Source organism: Pseudomonas delhiensis, assembly GCF_900187975.1.
Classification (GTDB): domain Bacteria; phylum Pseudomonadota; class Gammaproteobacteria; order Pseudomonadales; family Pseudomonadaceae; genus Pseudomonas; species Pseudomonas delhiensis.
In genome coordinates, this window is sequence record NZ_FZPC01000027.1 from 1 (window position 1) to 16,959 (window position 16,959).

Annotated in this window: 16 protein-coding genes and 1 pseudogene; 2 read left to right on the forward strand and 15 right to left on the reverse strand. The window is 70.6% G+C overall.

Features of this window, described 5'->3' with window-relative positions:
- The 6 genes and pseudogenes from mhpE to CHC02_RS22675 form a co-directional block, all read right to left on the reverse strand.
- Positions 1 to 659, reverse strand: a pseudogene (gene mhpE / locus CHC02_RS22650) (4-hydroxy-2-oxovalerate aldolase); the annotation flags it as partial.
- Positions 656 to 1,585: an acetaldehyde dehydrogenase (acetylating) gene (locus CHC02_RS22655; protein ID WP_089393664.1), complete on the reverse strand. Its 930-nt coding sequence runs from the start codon at positions 1,583 to 1,585 to the stop codon at positions 656 to 658. The pseudogene mhpE and the gene CHC02_RS22655, both read right to left, overlap by 4 nt.
- Positions 1,586 to 1,599: 14 nt before the next feature.
- Complete coding sequence (gene mhpD / locus CHC02_RS22660) at positions 1,600 to 2,394, reverse strand: 2-keto-4-pentenoate hydratase (protein WP_089393665.1); 795 nt, start codon at positions 2,392 to 2,394, stop codon at positions 1,600 to 1,602.
- Between the two features lie 14 nt (positions 2,395 to 2,408).
- Positions 2,409 to 3,269: an alpha/beta fold hydrolase gene (locus CHC02_RS22665; RefSeq protein ID WP_089393666.1), complete on the reverse strand. Its 861-nt coding sequence runs from the start codon at positions 3,267 to 3,269 to the stop codon at positions 2,409 to 2,411.
- Between the two features lie 16 nt (positions 3,270 to 3,285).
- Entirely contained in the window at positions 3,286 to 4,230 is a 945-nt protein-coding gene (gene mhpB, locus CHC02_RS22670; RefSeq protein ID WP_089393667.1) for a 3-carboxyethylcatechol 2,3-dioxygenase, read from the reverse strand.
- A gap of 1 nt (position 4,231) precedes the next feature.
- Positions 4,232 to 5,896 (reverse strand): bifunctional 3-(3-hydroxy-phenyl)propionate/3-hydroxycinnamic acid hydroxylase, encoded by a 1,665-nt coding sequence (locus tag CHC02_RS22675; RefSeq protein ID WP_089393668.1) that lies wholly within the window; start codon positions 5,894 to 5,896, stop codon positions 4,232 to 4,234.
- 384 nt (positions 5,897 to 6,280) lie between these two features.
- On the opposite strand from CHC02_RS22675, the gene CHC02_RS22680 reads away from it, so the two are divergent.
- Positions 6,281 to 7,084, forward strand: a complete 804-nt coding sequence (locus CHC02_RS22680) for a DNA-binding transcriptional regulator (protein ID WP_089393669.1) — start codon at positions 6,281 to 6,283, stop codon at positions 7,082 to 7,084.
- Positions 7,085 to 7,404: 320 nt separating this feature from the next.
- Here the strand turns inward: CHC02_RS22680 and CHC02_RS22685 are convergent, their stop codons facing one another.
- From CHC02_RS22685 to CHC02_RS22715, 7 genes are all read right to left on the reverse strand, one after another.
- Positions 7,405 to 8,535, reverse strand: coding sequence for an MFS transporter (locus CHC02_RS22685; protein ID WP_089393670.1), 1,131 nt, complete (start codon positions 8,533 to 8,535; stop codon positions 7,405 to 7,407).
- A 240-nt stretch (positions 8,536 to 8,775) separates the two neighbouring features.
- Complete coding sequence (locus CHC02_RS22690; protein WP_089393671.1) at positions 8,776 to 9,693, reverse strand: ketopantoate reductase family protein; 918 nt, start codon at positions 9,691 to 9,693, stop codon at positions 8,776 to 8,778.
- 81 nt (positions 9,694 to 9,774) lie between these two features.
- Positions 9,775 to 10,521, reverse strand: a complete 747-nt coding sequence (locus CHC02_RS22695; RefSeq protein WP_089393748.1) for an ABC transporter permease — start codon at positions 10,519 to 10,521, stop codon at positions 9,775 to 9,777.
- An 11-nt stretch (positions 10,522 to 10,532) separates the two neighbouring features.
- Positions 10,533 to 11,732: an ABC transporter substrate-binding protein gene (locus CHC02_RS22700; protein ID WP_089393672.1), complete on the reverse strand. Its 1,200-nt coding sequence runs from the start codon at positions 11,730 to 11,732 to the stop codon at positions 10,533 to 10,535.
- A complete protein-coding gene (locus CHC02_RS22705; protein ID WP_089393673.1) occupies positions 11,698 to 12,534 on the reverse strand; it encodes an ABC transporter ATP-binding protein in 837 nt (278 codons plus the stop codon). The genes CHC02_RS22700 and CHC02_RS22705 overlap by 35 nt, the downstream gene beginning before the upstream one ends.
- Positions 12,531 to 13,595, reverse strand: coding sequence for an acyl-CoA dehydrogenase family protein (locus tag CHC02_RS22710; protein ID WP_089393674.1), 1,065 nt, complete (start codon positions 13,593 to 13,595; stop codon positions 12,531 to 12,533). Before CHC02_RS22710 ends, CHC02_RS22705 begins: the two co-directional genes overlap by 4 nt.
- A gap of 54 nt (positions 13,596 to 13,649) precedes the next feature.
- On the reverse strand, positions 13,650 to 14,204 hold the full coding sequence (locus tag CHC02_RS22715; protein WP_089393675.1) for a carboxymuconolactone decarboxylase family protein: 555 nt from the start codon (positions 14,202 to 14,204) through the stop codon (positions 13,650 to 13,652).
- 105 nt (positions 14,205 to 14,309) lie between these two features.
- Between CHC02_RS22715 and CHC02_RS22720 the strand changes: the two genes are divergently transcribed.
- Positions 14,310 to 15,227, forward strand: a complete 918-nt coding sequence (locus tag CHC02_RS22720; RefSeq protein ID WP_089393676.1) for an AraC family transcriptional regulator — start codon at positions 14,310 to 14,312, stop codon at positions 15,225 to 15,227.
- On the opposite strand, the gene CHC02_RS22725 is transcribed toward CHC02_RS22720, so the two are convergent.
- On the reverse strand, positions 15,209 to 16,624 hold the full coding sequence (locus CHC02_RS22725) for an isochorismate synthase (protein ID WP_089393677.1): 1,416 nt from the start codon (positions 16,622 to 16,624) through the stop codon (positions 15,209 to 15,211). The two genes, CHC02_RS22720 and CHC02_RS22725, sit on opposite strands and share 19 nt — an antisense overlap.
- Positions 16,621 to 16,941 carry an isochorismate lyase gene (locus CHC02_RS22730; protein WP_089393678.1) on the reverse strand — a complete coding sequence of 107 codons (321 nt, stop codon included), beginning with the start codon at positions 16,939 to 16,941 and terminating at the stop codon, positions 16,621 to 16,623. The genes CHC02_RS22725 and CHC02_RS22730 overlap by 4 nt, the downstream gene beginning before the upstream one ends.
- Between the last annotated feature and the right edge of the window lie 18 nt (positions 16,942 to 16,959).

Sequence of the window (16,959 nt, forward strand, 5' to 3'; positions counted from 1 at the left end):
TCGATGCGGTTGCAGCCCTCCTCCACCGCGGCGATGGAGTTGGCCACGCCGAGGCTGAGGTTGTGGTGGGCGTGGATGCCGGTTTCGGTCTCGGGTTTCAGGACGCTTTTCACGGCACGGAAGCGTGCACGGATGTCGTCCATGTTCATCGCCCCGCCGGAATCCACCACGTAGATGCAGGTGGCGCCGTAGCTCTCCATCAATTTCGCCTGCTGCGCGAGGCCTTCTGGCGTCTGCATGTGGCTCATCATCAGGAAGCCGACGGTATCCATGCCCAGCTCGCGGGCGTACTCGATGTGTTGCCTGGAGACGTCCGCCTCGGTGCAATGCGTCGCCACGCGCACCACGCGGGCGCCGGCGTTGTAGGCGCTCTTCAGATCATGGATGGTGCCAATGCCCGGCAGCAGCAGCGTGGCGATCTTCGCGTGCTTGACCACATCGGCCGCCGCTTCGATCCATTCCAGATCGGTGTGGGCGCCGAAGCCGTAGTTGAAGCTGGAGCCTTGCAGGCCGTCGCCATGAGCCACTTCGATGGAATCCACCTTGGCGAGATCGAGGGCGCTGGCAATCGCCCGCACATCCTCCAGCGAATATTGGTGGCGGATCGCATGCATGCCATCACGCAGGGTCACGTCGGAGATATAGAGTTTCTGGCTCATGCCGAGGCCCCCATTGCTTGCGCCATGCGCTCGGCGGTGGCCAGCGCGGCGGAGGTCATGATGTCGAGGTTGCCGGCGTAGGCCGGCAGGTAGTGGGCGGCGCCTTCGACTTCGAGGAACACCGAGGTCTTCAGCCCGCTGAAGCGGCCGTGACCGGGGATGTTCAGGTCGCGGGCCTCGTCGAACTGCACCTTCTGCTTCAGGCGGTAGCCGGGGACGTAGGCCTGCACGGCGGCGGCCATCTCTTCAATCGAGGCTTCCACCTTGGCCTGGTCGACCGATTCGCTGAGCACGTACACGGTGTCACGCATGATCAGCGGCGGCTCGGCCGGGTTCATGATGATGATCGCCTTGCCCTTGGCCGCGCCGCCGATGACTTCGATGGCTTTCGACGTGGTCTCGGTGAATTCGTCGATATTGGCGCGGGTGCCGGGGCCGGCGGACTTGCTGGCGATGGAAGCGATGATCTCCGCGTAATGCACCTTGGCGACACGCGATACCGCCGCGACCATCGGAATGGTCGCCTGCCCACCGCAGGTCACCATATTCACGTTCAACGCCTGCAGGTGCTGCTCCAGGTTGACCACCGGCACGCAATACGGACCGATTGCGGCCGGGGTCAGGTCGATCACGCGAAGACCGGGCTTGTGGCCCCGCAGGAACGCGTCGTTCTTCACATGGGCGCCGGCGGAGGTGGCATCGAAGACGAAGTCGATCTCGTCGAAGATCGGCAGGCGGGTCAGGCCTTCCACGCCTTCGTGGGTGGTGGCCACGCCCATTCGTGATGCGCGGGCCAGACCGTCGGAGGCCGGGTCGATACCGACCATGGCGGCCATTTCCAGGTGCTGCGCGTTGCGCAGGAGCTTGATCATCAGGTCGGTGCCGATGTTGCCGGAGCCGATGATGGCGACTTTGCGTTTGCTCATGGTTTTCTCTCTGCTCATTCGGCGCTGAAGGTCACGCCGACGCGGCCCAGGCCGTCGATCTCGGCGTCGAAGCGGTCGCCCGCGGCCACCGCCACCATGGGCCCGAGGGCACCGGTGAGGACGATGTCGCCGGCCTTCAGCGGGTCGCCCAGGCGCGCCAGGGTGCGCGCCAGCCACACCGCCGCGTTGAGCGGGTGGCCCAGGCATTCGGCGCCGCTGCCGCTGGACACCAATTCGTCGTTGCGCGTCATGCGCATGGCCGCGCCGCGCAGGTCCAGGCCGTCGAGGCGGCGGGCCGGGCCGCCGAGCACGAAGCAGCCGCTGGAGGCGTTGTCGGCCACGGTGTCGGCGAAGCGGATGTTCCAGCCGGCGATGCGGCTGCCGACGATTTCCAGGGCCGGCAGCACCCAGCCGGTGGCATTGATGACGTCGGCGAAGGTGGTGTCGGCGCCGGGCAGGTCGCGCTCCAGCACCAGGGCGATCTCCGCCTCGATCTTCGGTTGCAGAACTTTCCCGAAGGGTACGGTTTCGTTGTCGCCATAGGCCATGTCGGCGAACAGCCCGCCGAAGTCCGGCTGGTCCACGCCCAGCTGGGCCTGCACCTTGGGGTTGGTCAGGCCGATCTTGCGGCCGACCAGGCGCCGGCCGGCGGCCAGGGCGTGGGCGACGTTGAGGCGCTGGATGGCGTAGGCGGCTTCGCCGTTCTCCGCGCCGAGGGTGTCACGCAACGGGGCAATGGCCTCGCCCTGCGTTTCCGCGCGGCGCAGGTCGGCGGCCAGGCGTTCGAGGGTCTCTTGGCTGATGGTCATGGGGCACCTCGGGTTCAGTGCTGGAGGAAGTCCAGCACCAGGCGGTTGAAGGGTTCGGCGTGTTCCCACTGGGCCCAGTGGCCGCAATTGTTGAACACGTGCAGCGTGGCATCGGGGATGCCGGCGAGCAGGCGCAGGCCGGCGTCCATGGGCACGAAGCGGTCGTTGCGGCCCCAGACGATCAGGGTCTTCGCCTGGATCTCGTGCAGGCGCGGGCCGAAGTCGGGGAACTGCTTGGGGTTGGCGGCGAGGCTTTCGACGAAGTTGTCCAGGTGCTCGCGGCGGCTGAGCATGTTGTCCAGGCGCACCTGGAACAGTTCCTCGGTGAGGTCGCTGGGGTCGAAGACGAAGACGTTCATCATCCGCTTCAGGTTGTCGATGGTCGGCTCGCGGTACAGGCCGTTGAGCAGCTTGATGCCCTCGGTGGGCATCGGCACGAAGGGGCTGGCGCCGCCGGTGCCGCCGCCCATGAGTACCAGCTTGCCGACGCGCTGCGGGTTGGCCAGGGCGAAGGCCACGGCGCTGTGGGCACCCATGGAGTTGCCGAGCAGGTGCACGCGCTCCAGCCCCAGCACGTCGAGCAGGCCCTTGAGCGCCGTGGCGTTGAGGTCCGAGCGCGAGCCGCGGCAGACGATGGGGTCGCTTTTGCTCCAGCCGGGGCAGTCCATCAGCACCACGCGGTAGCCGGCGGCCAGCAGCGGCTCGAGGTTGCGGCTGAAGTTGGCCCAGCCACTGGCGCCAGGGCCGGAGCCGTGGAGCATCACCACGGTCTCGGCGCCCTCGCCCAGGTCGTTGTAGTGCAGCTGCAGGTCCAGGTCGCCTTCGCGGATGCGGGCGAAGCGGCTGCTGGCGGCTTCGCTGATGTCGATGGTCATGGGCAGGTCCTCCGGGTCAGGTAAGGGAGTGGGCGGACAGCGAGCCGAAGCCGGCGATCCATTCGGGGATCGGCCGGTAGTAGCGCTCGCGGGCCTGGTAGGGGCCGAAGGCGGACAAGGCGGCGAAGGCGGCCACCCAGGTCTTCACCTCGTGGGTGGACTTGCCGGCCAGGGCCGACAGCGCGGCGTTGCCCAGGCCATCCAGCTCGGCGAAGCGCCGCTGCTCCAGCAGGTCGAGGAAGTGGTTGTCCCACTCGGGGTTCAGTGGGTGCAGCGAATTCGGGTCGGCGACGAAGCCCTCGGCGGCGCTGATCACCCGCTGCTGGCGGGCCTGGCGCTCGTCCGCCGGCAAATCGCGGCCGCTGCCCATCAGGCGGTCGGCCATGCGCGCGTCGACCCTGGCCAGCTCCGGCACCGGCGGCTGGTGCGACAGCCCGCCGGAACCGAGGAACAGCACGCGTTTGCCAGTGGAGCGGGCGAAACGGCCGATGGCCTCGCCGAGCAGCCGGGCGCGCTGGAAGCCCGGTAGCGGCACCGCCACGCCGTTGATGAACACCGGGATCGCCGGCTTCTCGGCTAGGCCGCCGAGCAACAGCTCCAGAGGCTGGGCGAAGCCGTGGTCGACCTGCATGCGGTAGGACACCGCGGCATCCACCCCCGCCTCCAGCACCGCCGCGGCGCAGGCCTCGGCGGTTGCGCGGGGCACGTCCAGCGGCCCGGCCAGGCTGTGGAAGTCGCCGATGGCGTGGGCGGCCATGCCGATGCAGAAGGACGGCATCACGTCATAGAAGAAGCCGTTGTAGTGGTCCGGGGCGAACAGGAACACCAGCTGCGGGTCGAAGGCGGCGATGCGCGCGCGGGCGGCGGCGATCACCTCGTCCACCTCGGCCAGCACCTCGGCGGCCGGGTCGACGTAGCCCACCAGCGGGGTGTGCGACAGGCAATGCAGGTAGGCGCTCATCTCAGGCTACCCTGGACGCCAGCGGCGCCTGCTGCCGGGCCTGGGGGATGGCGGCCAGCGCGCGCAGCAGCTGGTCGCCGACCTGGCCGAGGGTCTGCGGGATGGCCACCCCGGCGACGAAGCGGTCCGGGCGCAGCAGCACGATGGAGGCCGGGTAGCGGCCGAACCACTCCTTCAGGCGGCCACTGCTGTCGCCGACGCGGATCACGCCTTCGGGCACCTTGCATCCGGCCTTGAGCTGTACGTCCGGCAACACCTGGATGAAGCGCGTGCCCAGCGCGCGCCAGGCCTCGACCTGGGCGCTGGAGAGCCCCCAGAGCGGGTCGCTGCCCCAGGCGATGATGGCGAAGCTGCTGCCGATCACATCGTCCAGCAGCACAGTGTCGCCGGCCTCGGTACGCACCTTCGGCTGGATGAACATGCGCCCCACCGGCGAGGCCTTGCCGCCCTGCTCCGCCACCAGCGCGCCCTTGGCGTACCGCGGCATCGGCTTGAAGCGCATCTCCAGGAAGTAGCGCTTCACCGGCGGCAGGTAGTTGAGCAGCCAGGAGATGCCGTCGCGCAGCGCACCCTGCCAGCGCCTGGGCGGCGCCAGCACGTGTCCGGCGAGCACCGAGAGGTCGATCATCGCCTTGGCGTGGTCGCGGCGTTCCTGTTCGTAGGTGTCCAGCAGCGCCTCGCCGGCCAGGCCCTTGACCACCAGGGCCAGCTTCCAGGCCAGGTTGCTGGCGTCGCGCATGCCGCTGTTGTAACCCTGGCCCTGCCACACCGGCATGATGTGCGCGGCGTCGCCGGCGAGCAGCACGCGCTTGACGCGGAACTGCCCGGCCAGGCGCGCGTTGTGGGTGTAGACGCGCCTGCGGATCAGCTCGACGCGGTCCGGGTCGGGCAGCACCTTGGCCAGCAGCTGGCGCAGGTTTTCCGGCTTGCCCAGCTCTTCCTCGGTCTCGCCGGGCATCACCATGAACTCGAAGCGGCGCACGCCGTGGGGCAGCGCGGCGGAGACGTAGGGCCGCACCGGGTCGCAGCAGAGGTAGACGTTGGGGGTGCCCAGCGGGTCGTTGGCGACGTCGATGACGATCCACTGGTTGGGCGCGGTCTTGCCTTCGAAGGACACGCCCAGGGTGCGCCGCACCAGGCTGTTGCCGCCGTCGCAGGCCACCAGGTAGCGGGCGCGCACGGTTTCCATGCGGTCCTGCGGGGCGTTCAGGCGCAGGCTGACGCCCTCCTCGTCCTGCTGGAACTCCACCAGATCGCGGGAGAACAGCGTCTTCACGTTGGCGAAGCGCGCCAAGCCGCGGTGGAGCACGGCGTCCACCTGCGGCTGGATGAAGGCGTTGCGCCGCGACCAGCCGAACTCGTCGGTCATCGGCTGGATGTCGGCGAAGCAGCGGCCCCCGGGGGTCAGGAAGCGCATCGCGTGCCAGGGCGTGGTGTGCGGCAGCACCTCGTCGACCAGGCCGATGGCCTGCACGGTACGCAGCGACTCGTCGTCGATGCCGATGGCGCGCGGGTAGTCGATCAGCTGGTCGAGCTTCTCGATCTGCAGCACCTGTACCCCGACCTGGCCGAGGTAGTTGGCGATGGCCAGGCCCACGGGGCCGGCGCCGAGCACCACCACGTCGGCGGTGTAGTCGGGGCTGTGAACGGGACTATTGGTGGTCATTGTCGTGTCCTCGGCACTGCCCGGCGACCGGCCCCGGAAGAATCTCGGGCAAGCCGGGGCCGTCCCCACGCACGGGGCGCAAGGTGGTCGCTGGGGCTGTTCGGGTGGTTCGGTTCTAGCGGATGCTCGCCACGCCTCTGGACGAAGACGCGGGAGCGGACGGGAAGGACGCCACCGGCGCGAGGCTCGGCGAGGTCCGGAAGGCGGCCGTCAGGCGCGGCCGCTCGGAAGCGGATGCAGGCAGGTACGCATGGCTCATGGCTCTATCCCCTGGAAGGGCGTTTATCGTTGTTGCGGCGAGTATAGGAACGGCCAATTCTGTCCTACAATGAAAAACAGTCTCCCTGTGCACCTAGTGCACATCATTGTTTTAAAAGAATTTTAATGAATAAAGACCGGGATTCGGACTACAAGACGGTGCGCGGCCTGAGCCGCGGCCTGGCCCTGCTGAACGCCCTGAACCGCCTCGACGGCGGCGCCAGCCCGACGCGCCTGGCCGAACTCACCGGCCTGCACCGCACCACCGTGCGGCGCCTGCTGGAAACCCTGCAGGACGAGGGCTACGTGCGCCGCAGCGAATCCGACGACAGCTTCCGCCTGAGCATGAAGGTGCGCGAGCTGAGCGAGGGCTTCCGCGACGAGCAGTGGATCTCCGCCCTCGCCGCGCCGTTGCTGGCGGACCTGCTGCAGGAGGTGGTGTGGCCGACCGACATCTGTACCCTGGACGTGGACGCCATGGTGGTGCGCGAGACCACCCACCGCTTCAGCCGCCTGTCCTTCCACCGCTCCATGGTCGGCCGCCGCCTGCCGCTGCTGCAGACCGCCACCGGCCTGGCCTACCTGGCCTTCTGCGAAGACGCCGAGCGCGAGCAGATCCTCGCCCTGCTGGCCCGCCGCGATGAACCCGAGTATCGCCTGGCGCGCGATCCGCTGGCGCTGGACAACCTGCTGCGCAAGATCCGCCACCGCGGCTATGGCGAGAACTTCATGGCCTGGAACCAGGAGGAGAAGATCGCCTCCATCGCCATTCCGCTACACACCGGCGAACGCCTGATCGGCTGCCTGAACCTGGTCTACGTGGCCAAGGCGATGAGCATCGAGCAGGCGGCCGAGCGGTATCTGCCGGCATTGCGGCGCACGGCGGCGAAGATCAGCGAGCGGATGCTGGAGGGTGATGCGTTGGCTTAGGAGCGGGGTTGCTCGCGGACCTCTGTCCAGTTGGTGTGGTGCGGAACCGCGAAGCTCCCGGGCTCCCCGTAGGGCGCATAACGCCTACGGATGGCTCCGTGAGCGCGGGAAGCTCGACGTCAACCTGTAGGAGCGGGCCCTGCCCGCGATCGCGCGCAGGGCGCGCTCCTGCAAGGGGCGCGGCGCTAACCGTAGGAGCGGACTCCGTCCGCGATTGGGTTCACCGACCACGCCGGACGCCCCGGTGGCACGGATGGCGGCGGATAACCGCGAACGGTTATGCGCCCTACGGTCGGGCGCGTGCGTAGATTGAGGTCCGCTCAGCGCCGCCAGGCACACCCCAGCGCGCTCAGCGCCAGCACCGCCGCGGCCCCGGCGTAGGCCCAGAACGCCGGCACCACCGGCAGCAGCACGCCGGCCAGCATGGGCCCCAGGCCCGCGCCTATGTCGCGCCAGACGGCGTTGCCGGCCAGGGCCTGGATGCGGTTCTGCGGGTTGCGCTGGGCCACCAGGGTCATCACCAGCGGCAGCTGCAGGGCGCGCAGCAGCAAGACCAGGAAGGCGCCGACGAACAGCCAGTGGCTGCCGAAGATCAGCAGCGCCAGCGAGGTCGCCAGGGACAGCGTCACCAGCATGCGCAGCGCGCCGAAATGGTCGGCCAGGCGCCCGCCGAAGGGGCTGAAGAGCATCTCGCTGAGGTAGCGCACCGCCATCAGGATGCCCGCCACCAGCACGCCGGTGCCGCCCAGGTGGCTTTCCGCGTAGAGCGACAGGCCGAAGATGAACAGGCCGTCGAGGGTCACGCCCTCGACGAAGGACCAGGTGGCGATGCTGTCCGGCAGGCGCAGGCGGCGCCCGGTCGGGGTCGGCAGGTCGTGGCCCTGGCTGGGCAGCGAGCGGGCGCGCCACAGGCCCAGCAGCGCGCTGGCGAAGAGCACGAAGAACACGCTGCGCGGCCCCCAGGCCTGGGCCATCAGCGCCGCCAGCGGCAGGGCCAGCATCGGCCCGATGGAGATGGTCGCCCGCGAGCGCCCGGCGCGGCGCGCGGCGCCCTGGGCCTCGGCGGTGGCCAGGGTCTGGGTGCTGAGGTTGAAGCTGGCGTAGCTCAGGCCCCACATCAGGCGCAGCACCAGCAACGCGGCGACGCCGGAGAGCGTTGCATAACCCAGCGCGCACAGCGCCGAGGCCAGCGCCGCCAGGCTGCAGATGGCGCGGTCGCCGTGGCGGGCGTAGAAGCGCACCACCCAGCCGTAGCCGACGATGCGCACCAGGCGGTTGGCCGCCAGCAGGATGCCCGCCTGGGCCAGGCTGACGCCGAAGTCGGCGGCGTACATCGGCAACAGCAGGTAGAGCACCACGTCGCCGGGCAGGCACAGGCCGAGCACCTGCGCGGCGCGGCGGGAATCGTTATCGGCGCGGCGCAGGCGTGGCTGCGCCAGGTCTGACGACATGGTCCCTCCCGGACGACAAGGCAAGCGCGCACCTTACCCGATGTGCGCCCGCCTGCCGAGCGGGAAGTGCCAGGCCCGGCCGGCAGGGGGCGGGGAAATAGCCGGCGGCAAACCGTAGGGCGCATAACGCCTCCGGCGTTATCCGCCGATCCGCGGCCGCACGGCATCGCCAGGCCCGAAGATCGGCACTGGCGCAGGCGGCGGATAACCGTGAATGGTTATTGCCCTACGGCGCGGTGCTCAGCCCATCCCCTGCTCGTACACCGCCAGGTGCACGAAGGCCGCCTGCAGCAGCGGCAGGTCCAGGCCAGCTGCCTGGCCGCGGCCGAGCAGGTCGCCGATGATCTGCTCGGCCTCCACCGGGCGGCCGCCGACCAGGTCGCGGTACATCGACGAGGTCTGCGGCGAGCCGTGCAGGGTGAGTTGCCGGCGCGCCTCGGCGAGGAAGGCTTCGCGCGGCTCCAGGCCCACCGCACGGACCACCGCCACCACCTCGTCCAGCAGGCGGTTGACGAAGGCCTCGCCCTGGGGCGCGGCGACCACCGAGCCGATGTTGCCGCGCATCAGGCAGGTGATGCCGCCCAGGGACGCCAGCAGCACCCATTTCTCCCACATCTCGCGGTGGATGTCGGCGCTCAGGCGGGCGTCGAAGCCGGCATCCTGCAGCAGCGAGTCCAGGCGCAGAATGCGCTCGCTGCGGGCGCCGTCCATCTCGCCGTAGGACAGTTCGTTGAGGGTGCCGTACTGGACGATGCGGCCGCGCTCGTCCAGGGTGCTGGCGATCTTGCAGACGCCGCCCAGCAGCGGCCCGCGGCCGAAGTGATCGACGATGGCGTCGACCTGGTGCATGCCGTTGAGCACCGGCAGGATCATGCTGCCCGGCCCCACCGCCGGGGCGATGTCGCGCAGCGCCGATTCCAGGGCGTAGGCCTTCACCGTCAGCAGAATGAGGTCGTAGGGCCCGTCCAGCTGCTCGGCGCCGACCAGTTGCGGCGTCAGCGCGAAGTCGCCGTGGGGGCTGAGCACCTGCAGGCCTTCCTGCTGCAGCTGGTGCGCCCGCCCGGCGCGCACAAGGAAGGTCACGTCGCGCCCGGCCCGGGCCAGGCACGCCCCGAAGAAACCGCCCGTGGAACCCGCCCCGACTACCAGAATGCGCATGGCCCGCCCTCCTCGGCTGCCCGGCGCACTGGCGCCGGCCCATTGCCTGTATATAGACGCAGCGCCGGCAAAATGCACTGGCTAGCCCAGGCGCCGGCGGTACAGGCTGCGCGCCAGGGCGTCGAGGGCGAAGCCCAGGGCGCCGATCAGCAGGACCATGGCCATCAGCTCCGAGTAGGCCAGGCGGTCGCGGGTGTCGAGGATGTAGTAGCCCAGCCCGGCGCTGACGCCGAGCATCTCGCAGGGCACCAGGACGATCCAGAGGATGCCGATGGCCAGGCGCACGCCGGTCAGCACGTGGCCGAGCACGCCGGGCAGGATCACCTTGCGCAGGGTCTCCCAGGGCGTGGCGCTGAGGCTGCGCGACAGCTGCAGCCAGCGCGGGTCGAGCTGGCGCACGCCGGCGGCGGTGTTGAGCAGGATCGGCCAGACCGCGGCGAAGGCCAGCAGGAAGTAGATCGGCTGGTCGCCCACGCCCATCAGCATCACCGCGATGGGCATCCACGACAGCGGCGAGATCATCCGCAGGAACTGGAAGGCCGGCGTGGTCGCCGCCTCCAGGTGCCGCGAGGCGCCCACCAGCAGGCCCAGGGGCACGCCCACCGCCAGCGCCAGCAACAGCCCCAGCAGCACGCGCCTGAGGCTGACCAGCACGTGCTCGTACAGTTCCGCGCGGCCCAGCAGCTCGTCCAGGCTGGCGAAGGTGGCCCCGGGCGCGAACAACTGCCCCAGGCCGTCGCCGCCGAACAGGCGCACGCCGGACCACCACAGGCCGAGCAGCGCCAGCAACCCGGCCAGGCCCAGCAGCCAGTGGCGGCGGCCGGACAGTACGGCAGGGCTCACGTGGTGATCTCCTCGCTGCGCTCGAAGCTGTCGGGGATGCCGAAGGCGGCCAGGCCACCGACCTGGGCCAGGGCGTTGCGCACGAAGCGGTCGTCCACCAGGTCCCTGGCGGTCTGCGCCGGGTCCAGCGCGGCGAGGAAGCCCTTGTCGCCCTGGATCAGGGTGTCCTTCAGGCGTTTCACCAGTTCCTCGGTGTAGCTGGGGAAGGGATATGGCTGGAAGTCGATGCGCTCCTCGTGCCAGTCGGCATGGCGGATGGCGCCGTCGGCCAGGTATTTCTCACGCTCGCTCGGCGCCGGGGCCAGGACCCGCCCGAGCACTTCCGGCGCGTGCGGGGTGTAGCGGTTGGCGCCGTCCCTGGACAGCAGCCTGGCCGCCTCGGCACGGTTGTCGCGGGTCCACAGCTGCGCCTTGACGATGGCGTTGACCACCTTCTGCGACCACTCCGGGCGGCCGTTCAGGTCGTGCTCGTGCATGAACACCACGCAGCAGGCGTGGTTGCGCCAGACGTCGCCGGTGAATCGCTGGATGCGCCCGACCTTGAGGTTCTCGGCCAGGGCGTTGAACGGCTCGGCGACTATGTAGCCGGCGATGCGCCTGCTGGCCAGGGCCGGCGGCATGTCCGAGGGCGGCAGCACCACCAGGTTGACCTCGTTGGCGGCGAGCGGGGCGTTGGCCGGCTTGCTCACCGCCACCAGGCCGTTGTCGCGCAGCAGTTGCTGCAGCACCACGTTGTGGATCGAGTACCAGAACGGGATGGCCAGGCTGCGCCCGCCCAGTTGCTTCACCTCGCCGATGTCCGGCGCCACGGTCAGGCCGGAGCCGCCGACGTGGTTCCAGGCCACCACCCTTGCCGGCACCTTGCTGCCGTAGCGGGCCCAGACGGTCATCGGCGAGAGCAGGTGGATGACGTTGACCTGGCCGGAGATGAACGCCTCGATCACCTGTGCCCAGCTGCGCAGCAGCACCGGGCGCTCGGCCTTGATGCCCTCGGCCTCGAACAGGCCGTTGGCGTGGGCCACCAGCAGCGGCGTGGCGTCGGTGATCGGCAGGTAGCCGATGCGCACCGGGGCGTCCGGTTCGCTGGCGGCGCGGGCGCGCAGGCTGGTCAGCAGCGGCAGTGCGCCGGCCGCGGTGAGCAGCGCACCGAGTTTCAGAATGTCACGTCGAGAATGAGTGGGATCGTCCAGGCACATGGGCAGCCTCCGGCGCAGTCGTGGGGTTCGCGTGGGGTCGGCTCGCCCGCCGTAGGGTTCTGAGGATCTCGACCCGCAGCGCGCCCAGTTCCTCGACCAGCTCCGCACGCGGGTGCGGCAGGTCGATGCGCCATTCGCCCAACGTCCGCGCCGGGGTGTCGCCCAGTAGCAGGATGCGTTCGGAGAGCAGCAGGGCCTCGTCGATGTCGTGGGTGATCAGCACCGCGGCGGTGCGCCGCTCGCCGATCACCCGCAGCAGCAGTTGCTGCATGTCGGCGCGGGTCACTTCGTCCAGCGCGCCGAAGGGTTCGTCCAGCAGCAGCACCTGGGGCTGCCGCGCCAGGCAGCGGGCCAGCGCGGTGCGCTGCGCCATGCCGCCGGAAAGTTGCGCCGGCGCCAGGTGCCGCGCGTGCTGCAGGCCGACGTCGGCGATCGCCTGGTCGACGCGCTGGTGCAGGCTGGCCTTGTCCAGCTTCGGCTGGCGGGCGAAGTCGAGGCCGAAGGCGACGTTCTTCTCCAGGCTCAGCCAGGGCAGCAGGCTCGGGTCCTGGAAGGCCACGGCGACCCGCGGGTGCGGGCCGTCGATGGCCTCGCCGAGCAGATGCACGCTGCCCGCCGCCGGCTTCTGCAGCCCGGCCAGCACCCGCAGCAGGCTGGACTTGCCGACGCCGCTGGGGCCGAGGATGGACACCACCTCCCCCGGCGCCAGGCTCAGCTCGAAGCCTTCCAGCACGCTGCGCCAGGCCTTGCCCTCGGGGTAGCCGAGGGCGACGCCGGCGGCCTGCAGCAACACCTCGCTCATGCCCGCGCCTCCTGGCGCTGCAGCTCGGCGCGCAGTTGCACCAGGCTGGGCGTGACGATGGGCACGAAGGCCGATTCGCGCCAGCGCCGGGCGAAGGCCGCGCCGTGCTGGCTGAGGTAGGCCTTGCCGCCGCTGGCCTGCAGCTCCAGCTGCACCGCCGCCGCGGCGCCTTCGGCCAGGCCGATGCGGATGCGGAACAGGCGCGCCGGTTCGCTGCCGAACTCGCCGCTGGCAAGGCCGGCGCGCAGGCGCTCGACCAGGGCTTGCAGCTCGCCGCGCAGGCGTTCCTCCTCCTCGCGCAGCACCGAACGGCTGCCGCCCAGGTGCTCGCGCACCGCCTCCAGCGCGCGGCGCGTGAGGCCGATGGTCATGGCGCACTGCAGGCCGAGGAAGGCCGGGCGCACCTGCGGCAGGTAGCGCCGGGCGTCGTCGTGCAGCAGCCACTCGCGGGGCAGCTGCACCGCGCTGAAGTCCAGGGCGGCGGTGTTGCTCGACTGCAGGCCGAGCAGCCGCAGGTCGTCGGAGCGGCTCAGGCCGGCGCTGCCCGAGGGAATGGCCGCCACCAGCGGCGCCGCGCCCTCGCGCTCGATGGCCGCGGCCACCACGAAGTGGCCCTTGCGCAGGTTGGTCACCCAGGGCAGGCGGCCATCCAGGCTCCAGCCATCGTCGGCGGCGGGGCTGGCCTTCACCTGCAGGCTCTCGATGCCGGAAAGGAACTTCATCGCGTTGGACAGCCCGGTGGCCCCGGCCAGGCGGCCGTCCAGCAGCTCGCCGAGCAGGCGCTCGCCCAGCTCGCGGTTGGGGCTCTGCAGCAGGTATTCGATGAAGGCGCGCTGGCCCCAGAAGACGAAGGCGGCGGTCAGCGAATGGCCGGCCACCGCGGCGATGGCCTCCACCGCGTCGAGCAGGCTGCCGCCGGCGCCGCCGCGCGCCTCGGGCACGCCTATGCCGAACAGCCCGGCGCCGGCCAGTTGCGGCAGCACCGACTGCGGGTCGGCCTGGCCGAGGTCGAGGGCCTCGGCCTGGGCATCGAGCCAGCGGCTCAGGGTCGGATCGAGCATGGTCGCTCTCCTTTTGGCGGGCGGCTGCGGGGCGGCCGCCCGGTCATGGGAAACTCAGGCCTTTTCCCAGCGGTACTTGCCCAGTTCGGGGTTGAGCGGCGTCTGCGCCAGCACGTTGGCGAAGTTGCACAGGGTCGCCAGGCTGATGCCCAGCAGCACCTCCAGGGCGTTGCCGTCGCTGAAGCCGGCGGCGCGGAAGGCCGCAAGGCCGGCGTCGCCGACCGCGCCGCGGCTGGCGATAGCCTCGCGGGCGAAGGCGGCCAAGGCCTCCAGGCGCGCGTCCGGCAGTTCGCGTTGTTCGCGCAGGGCGGCTATCACTTCCTCGGGGAGCCTGGCCTTGTTGGCCGCCACCGCGGTGTGCCCGGCCACGCAGAAGTCGCAGCCGTGGGTGGTGGCGGCGATCAGCTGGACCACCTCGCGCTCGGCCAGGCCCAGCTCGGCCTTGGCGTTGAGGCCGGAGACGGTGACGTAGGTCTCCAGCGCAGCCGGGGCGTTGGCCAGCACGCCGAGCAGGTTGGGAATGAAGCCGGAGTTCTTCAGCGCGTTCTCAAGGAACGGCCGGGCCGCTTCCGGGGCGCTGTCGAGGGTCTGGATGGGCAGGCGGGACATGGGTTCGACTCCGTGTACGGTAGGTGTCGAAAAAGTCTGTTGGTAATAAGAAAACCGTTCAATATTCTAAAGTCGCTATCACTTGCTCCTGAGTCTTTTCATTAGATGATTTCGTCGAGCCCCCTTGTCGATTGGTTATTAGACAGCCTGGAACTGGACGCCAGCCTGTTCCACGTGGGCCGCTACTGCGGCGGCTGGCACGCGTCCACCCAGGGCCTGGCCAGGGCCAGCTTCCACCTGGTGGTGCAGGGCCACTGCTGGCTGCACCTGGAGGGCGAGGCGCCGGTGCGCCTGGACGGCGGCGATGCCGTCTTCCTGCTGCGCGACCTGGCCTACCGGCTGTCCGACGCCGCCAGCGCCGAGGCCGCCGCCTGCCAGCCGCGCCAGGCCATGACCGCCCTGGAGCTGCAGGCCGAGGACGGCGTCGGGCTGGTCTGCGGCTTCTTCCATTTCCACTCGGGGCTCTCCGCGCTGATCATCGACGCCCTGCCCGCCTACCTGGTGCTGCGCGCCGACGAGCCCTCGCAACGCGCCGCACGCAGCCTGTTCGGGCTCATCCTGGAGGAATGCGCGCGCCAGCCGGCGCCTTCGCAGCAACTGCTGGAGCGCCTGAGCCACCTGCTGTTCCTCTACGTGCTGCGCCAGCAGGTGCTGGACAATCCCGGCCTCGGCGGCCTGGTGGCCCTGGCCCGGCAGCCGCAGTTCGCCGGCCTGCTGGAAAGGATGATCGAGCAGCCGCAACTGCCCTGGACCCTGGAGGACATGGCGGCCTGCGCCGGGCTGTCGCGCTCGGCCTTCTTCAAGCGCTTCGCCGAAACCTGCGGGCAGTCCCCCGGCCAGGTGCTGCTGGCCCTGCGCATGGGCCAGGCCTGCCGCCTGCTCAAGGCCGACCGGAGCGTGGCCGAGGTGGCCGCGGCGGTCGGCTACCAGTCGGTGGCGGCCTTCACCCGCGCCTTCCACAAGAGCACCGGGCAGCAGCCGGGGGCGTACCGGCGCAGCCGCGATCAGGGCAGCCGCCGCTGAGGGGCCTCCACTGGCGGGGCCAGGGCGTCCTGCATGGTACGCAGCTTCAGGCAGGTTTCCCGGTACTCGGCCTGCGGCTCCGAGGCGGCGACTATCCCGCAGCCCGCGAACAGGTGCGCCCTGTCGCCCCGCAGCAGGGCCGAGCGCAGCGCCACGCAGAACTCGGCGTCGCCCGTGGCATCCAGCCAGCCCACCGGCGCGGCGTACCAGCCACGGTCCATGCCCTCGTGGCCGCGGATGTAGTCCAGTGCCGCCTCGCGCGGCAGGCCGCCCACCGCCGGGGTGGGGTGCAGCGCCGCCACCAGGTCGAGGATCTCCACCCCCGCACGCAGCCGCCCACGCACGGGGGTCAGCAGGTGCTGCACCCGCGCCAGGCGATGCAGGCGCGGCAACGCCTCGATGTCCAGCCGTTCGCAGTAGGGCGCCAGGGCTTCGCACAGGCACTCGACGACCAGTGCATGCTCGTGGCGGTCCTTGGCGCTGTTCAGCAGCGCGGTGCCCAGGCGCGCGTCTTCCTGGGGCGTCGCCCCGCGCGCCAGGGTGCCGGCCAGCGCCACGGTGTCCAGTTCGCCCCCGGCGACCCGCAGCAGGCGCTCCGGGGTCGCCCCGAGGAAGCAGGCGCCGCCACGGTCGAAGGCGAACAGGCAGGCCGTGGGGCCGGCCTGGGCCAGGCGCTCCAGCACCTGGCCACAGGGGAAGCCGCCCACCGCCTGCAGGCATACTTCGCGAGCCAGCACCACCTTGCGCAGCCCACCCTGGGCGATATGCGCCACCGCCGCCGCCACCCGCGCCTGCCAGTCATGGGCGTCCAGCGTCTCGCGCGCCACCGGGGCTTGCGCCAGGGCGGGACAGCGCGGCCGGTGGAGGTAGCGGGCTAGCAAGGTGCTCCATTCGGCGCGTAGCTCACGGACCGCGGCATCGACGTCGGCATTCGGCTCCAGCCAGCGGCTGAAGGACAGGAAGGCGCGCCCTGCCCGGCGCAGGTAGAGGATGCGCGGCAACACCAGCGAGGTGGCGGCGAAGGCGCGCCAGTGCGGCGCCGTCGGCGCCTGGGCGTCGAAGGCGAAGCCACCGCACAGGCGCGGCGGGCACGGCCCGCGCCAGGCCATGCGGGCCAACAGCTCGCGCCAGATGTCGGCGCTGGCGGCGAAGCGCCCGGCCGCAGGCGGGCTGACTTCCTGGGTACAACCGAAGCCGGCCATGGCTTCGCTGCCCGCTTCGACCCGCCACAGCAGGCTCTGGCCGAACACCTGGCGGTTGGCGGCGAACAGCCGCAGGGCGTCGAGTTCCGCACAGGCCGTGGTGCCGACCGCCAGTACCGGCTGCCCCTGCTCGCGGGCCTGGCGCGCGGCCGCCGCGAAGGCCGCGCGCAGTTCGTCGAAGGTATCCGCGTTCATGCCTGCCCGTCCTCCTCCAGGCCGTTCCGACGGCGCCAGTGGCGTACCTGCTGGTCGATGTTCCACTGGATAATCTGGGCATACAGCGGGCCGACGAACGCCGGGTCCAGTCCGGCGGCGCGGGCCCAGGCGCGGCGTTCGGGCAGCATCGCGGCGACCCGCTGCGGCGCGGCTATGCTCGCCTCGTCCGGCTTGAAGCGGGCCGCCGCCTTGACGTAGGCCAGGCGCCGGCCGAGGGCGGCGATGATCTCGCGGTCCAGGCTGTCGATACCCAGGCGCACGTCGTCGAGGCTGGCGCATTGTTCCGGGGTCTTCATTGCGTTCGCTCCTTGCGA

Coding starts and splice junctions, on each gene's coding strand:
- CHC02_RS22655 (WP_089393664.1), bottom strand. CDS start 1,585: ATGAGCAAACGCAAAGTCGCCATCATCGGCTCCGGCAACATCGGCACC.
- CHC02_RS22715 (WP_089393675.1), bottom strand. CDS start 14,204: ATGTCCCGCCTGCCCATCCAGACCCTCGACAGCGCCCCGGAAGCGGCC.
- CHC02_RS22720 (WP_089393676.1), top strand. CDS start 14,310: ATGATTTCGTCGAGCCCCCTTGTCGATTGGTTATTAGACAGCCTGGAA.
- CHC02_RS22665 (WP_089393666.1), bottom strand. CDS start 3,269: ATGACCATCGACATCAGCGAAGCCGCCAGCAGCCGCTTCGCCCGCATC.
- mhpD (WP_089393665.1), bottom strand. CDS start 2,394: ATGACCATCAGCCAAGAGACCCTCGAACGCCTGGCCGCCGACCTGCGC.
- CHC02_RS22705 (WP_089393673.1), bottom strand. CDS start 12,534: ATGAGCGAGGTGTTGCTGCAGGCCGCCGGCGTCGCCCTCGGCTACCCC.
- CHC02_RS22680 (WP_089393669.1), top strand. CDS start 6,281: ATGAATAAAGACCGGGATTCGGACTACAAGACGGTGCGCGGCCTGAGC.
- CHC02_RS22675 (WP_089393668.1), bottom strand. CDS start 5,896: ATGACCACCAATAGTCCCGTTCACAGCCCCGACTACACCGCCGACGTG.
- CHC02_RS22685 (WP_089393670.1), bottom strand. CDS start 8,535: ATGTCGTCAGACCTGGCGCAGCCACGCCTGCGCCGCGCCGATAACGAT.
- CHC02_RS22725 (WP_089393677.1), bottom strand. CDS start 16,624: ATGAACGCGGATACCTTCGACGAACTGCGCGCGGCCTTCGCGGCGGCC.
- CHC02_RS22690 (WP_089393671.1), bottom strand. CDS start 9,693: ATGCGCATTCTGGTAGTCGGGGCGGGTTCCACGGGCGGTTTCTTCGGG.
- CHC02_RS22700 (WP_089393672.1), bottom strand. CDS start 11,732: ATGTGCCTGGACGATCCCACTCATTCTCGACGTGACATTCTGAAACTC.
- mhpB (WP_089393667.1), bottom strand. CDS start 4,230: ATGAGCGCCTACCTGCATTGCCTGTCGCACACCCCGCTGGTGGGCTAC.
- CHC02_RS22730 (WP_089393678.1), bottom strand. CDS start 16,941: ATGAAGACCCCGGAACAATGCGCCAGCCTCGACGACGTGCGCCTGGGT.
- CHC02_RS22710 (WP_089393674.1), bottom strand. CDS start 13,595: ATGCTCGATCCGACCCTGAGCCGCTGGCTCGATGCCCAGGCCGAGGCC.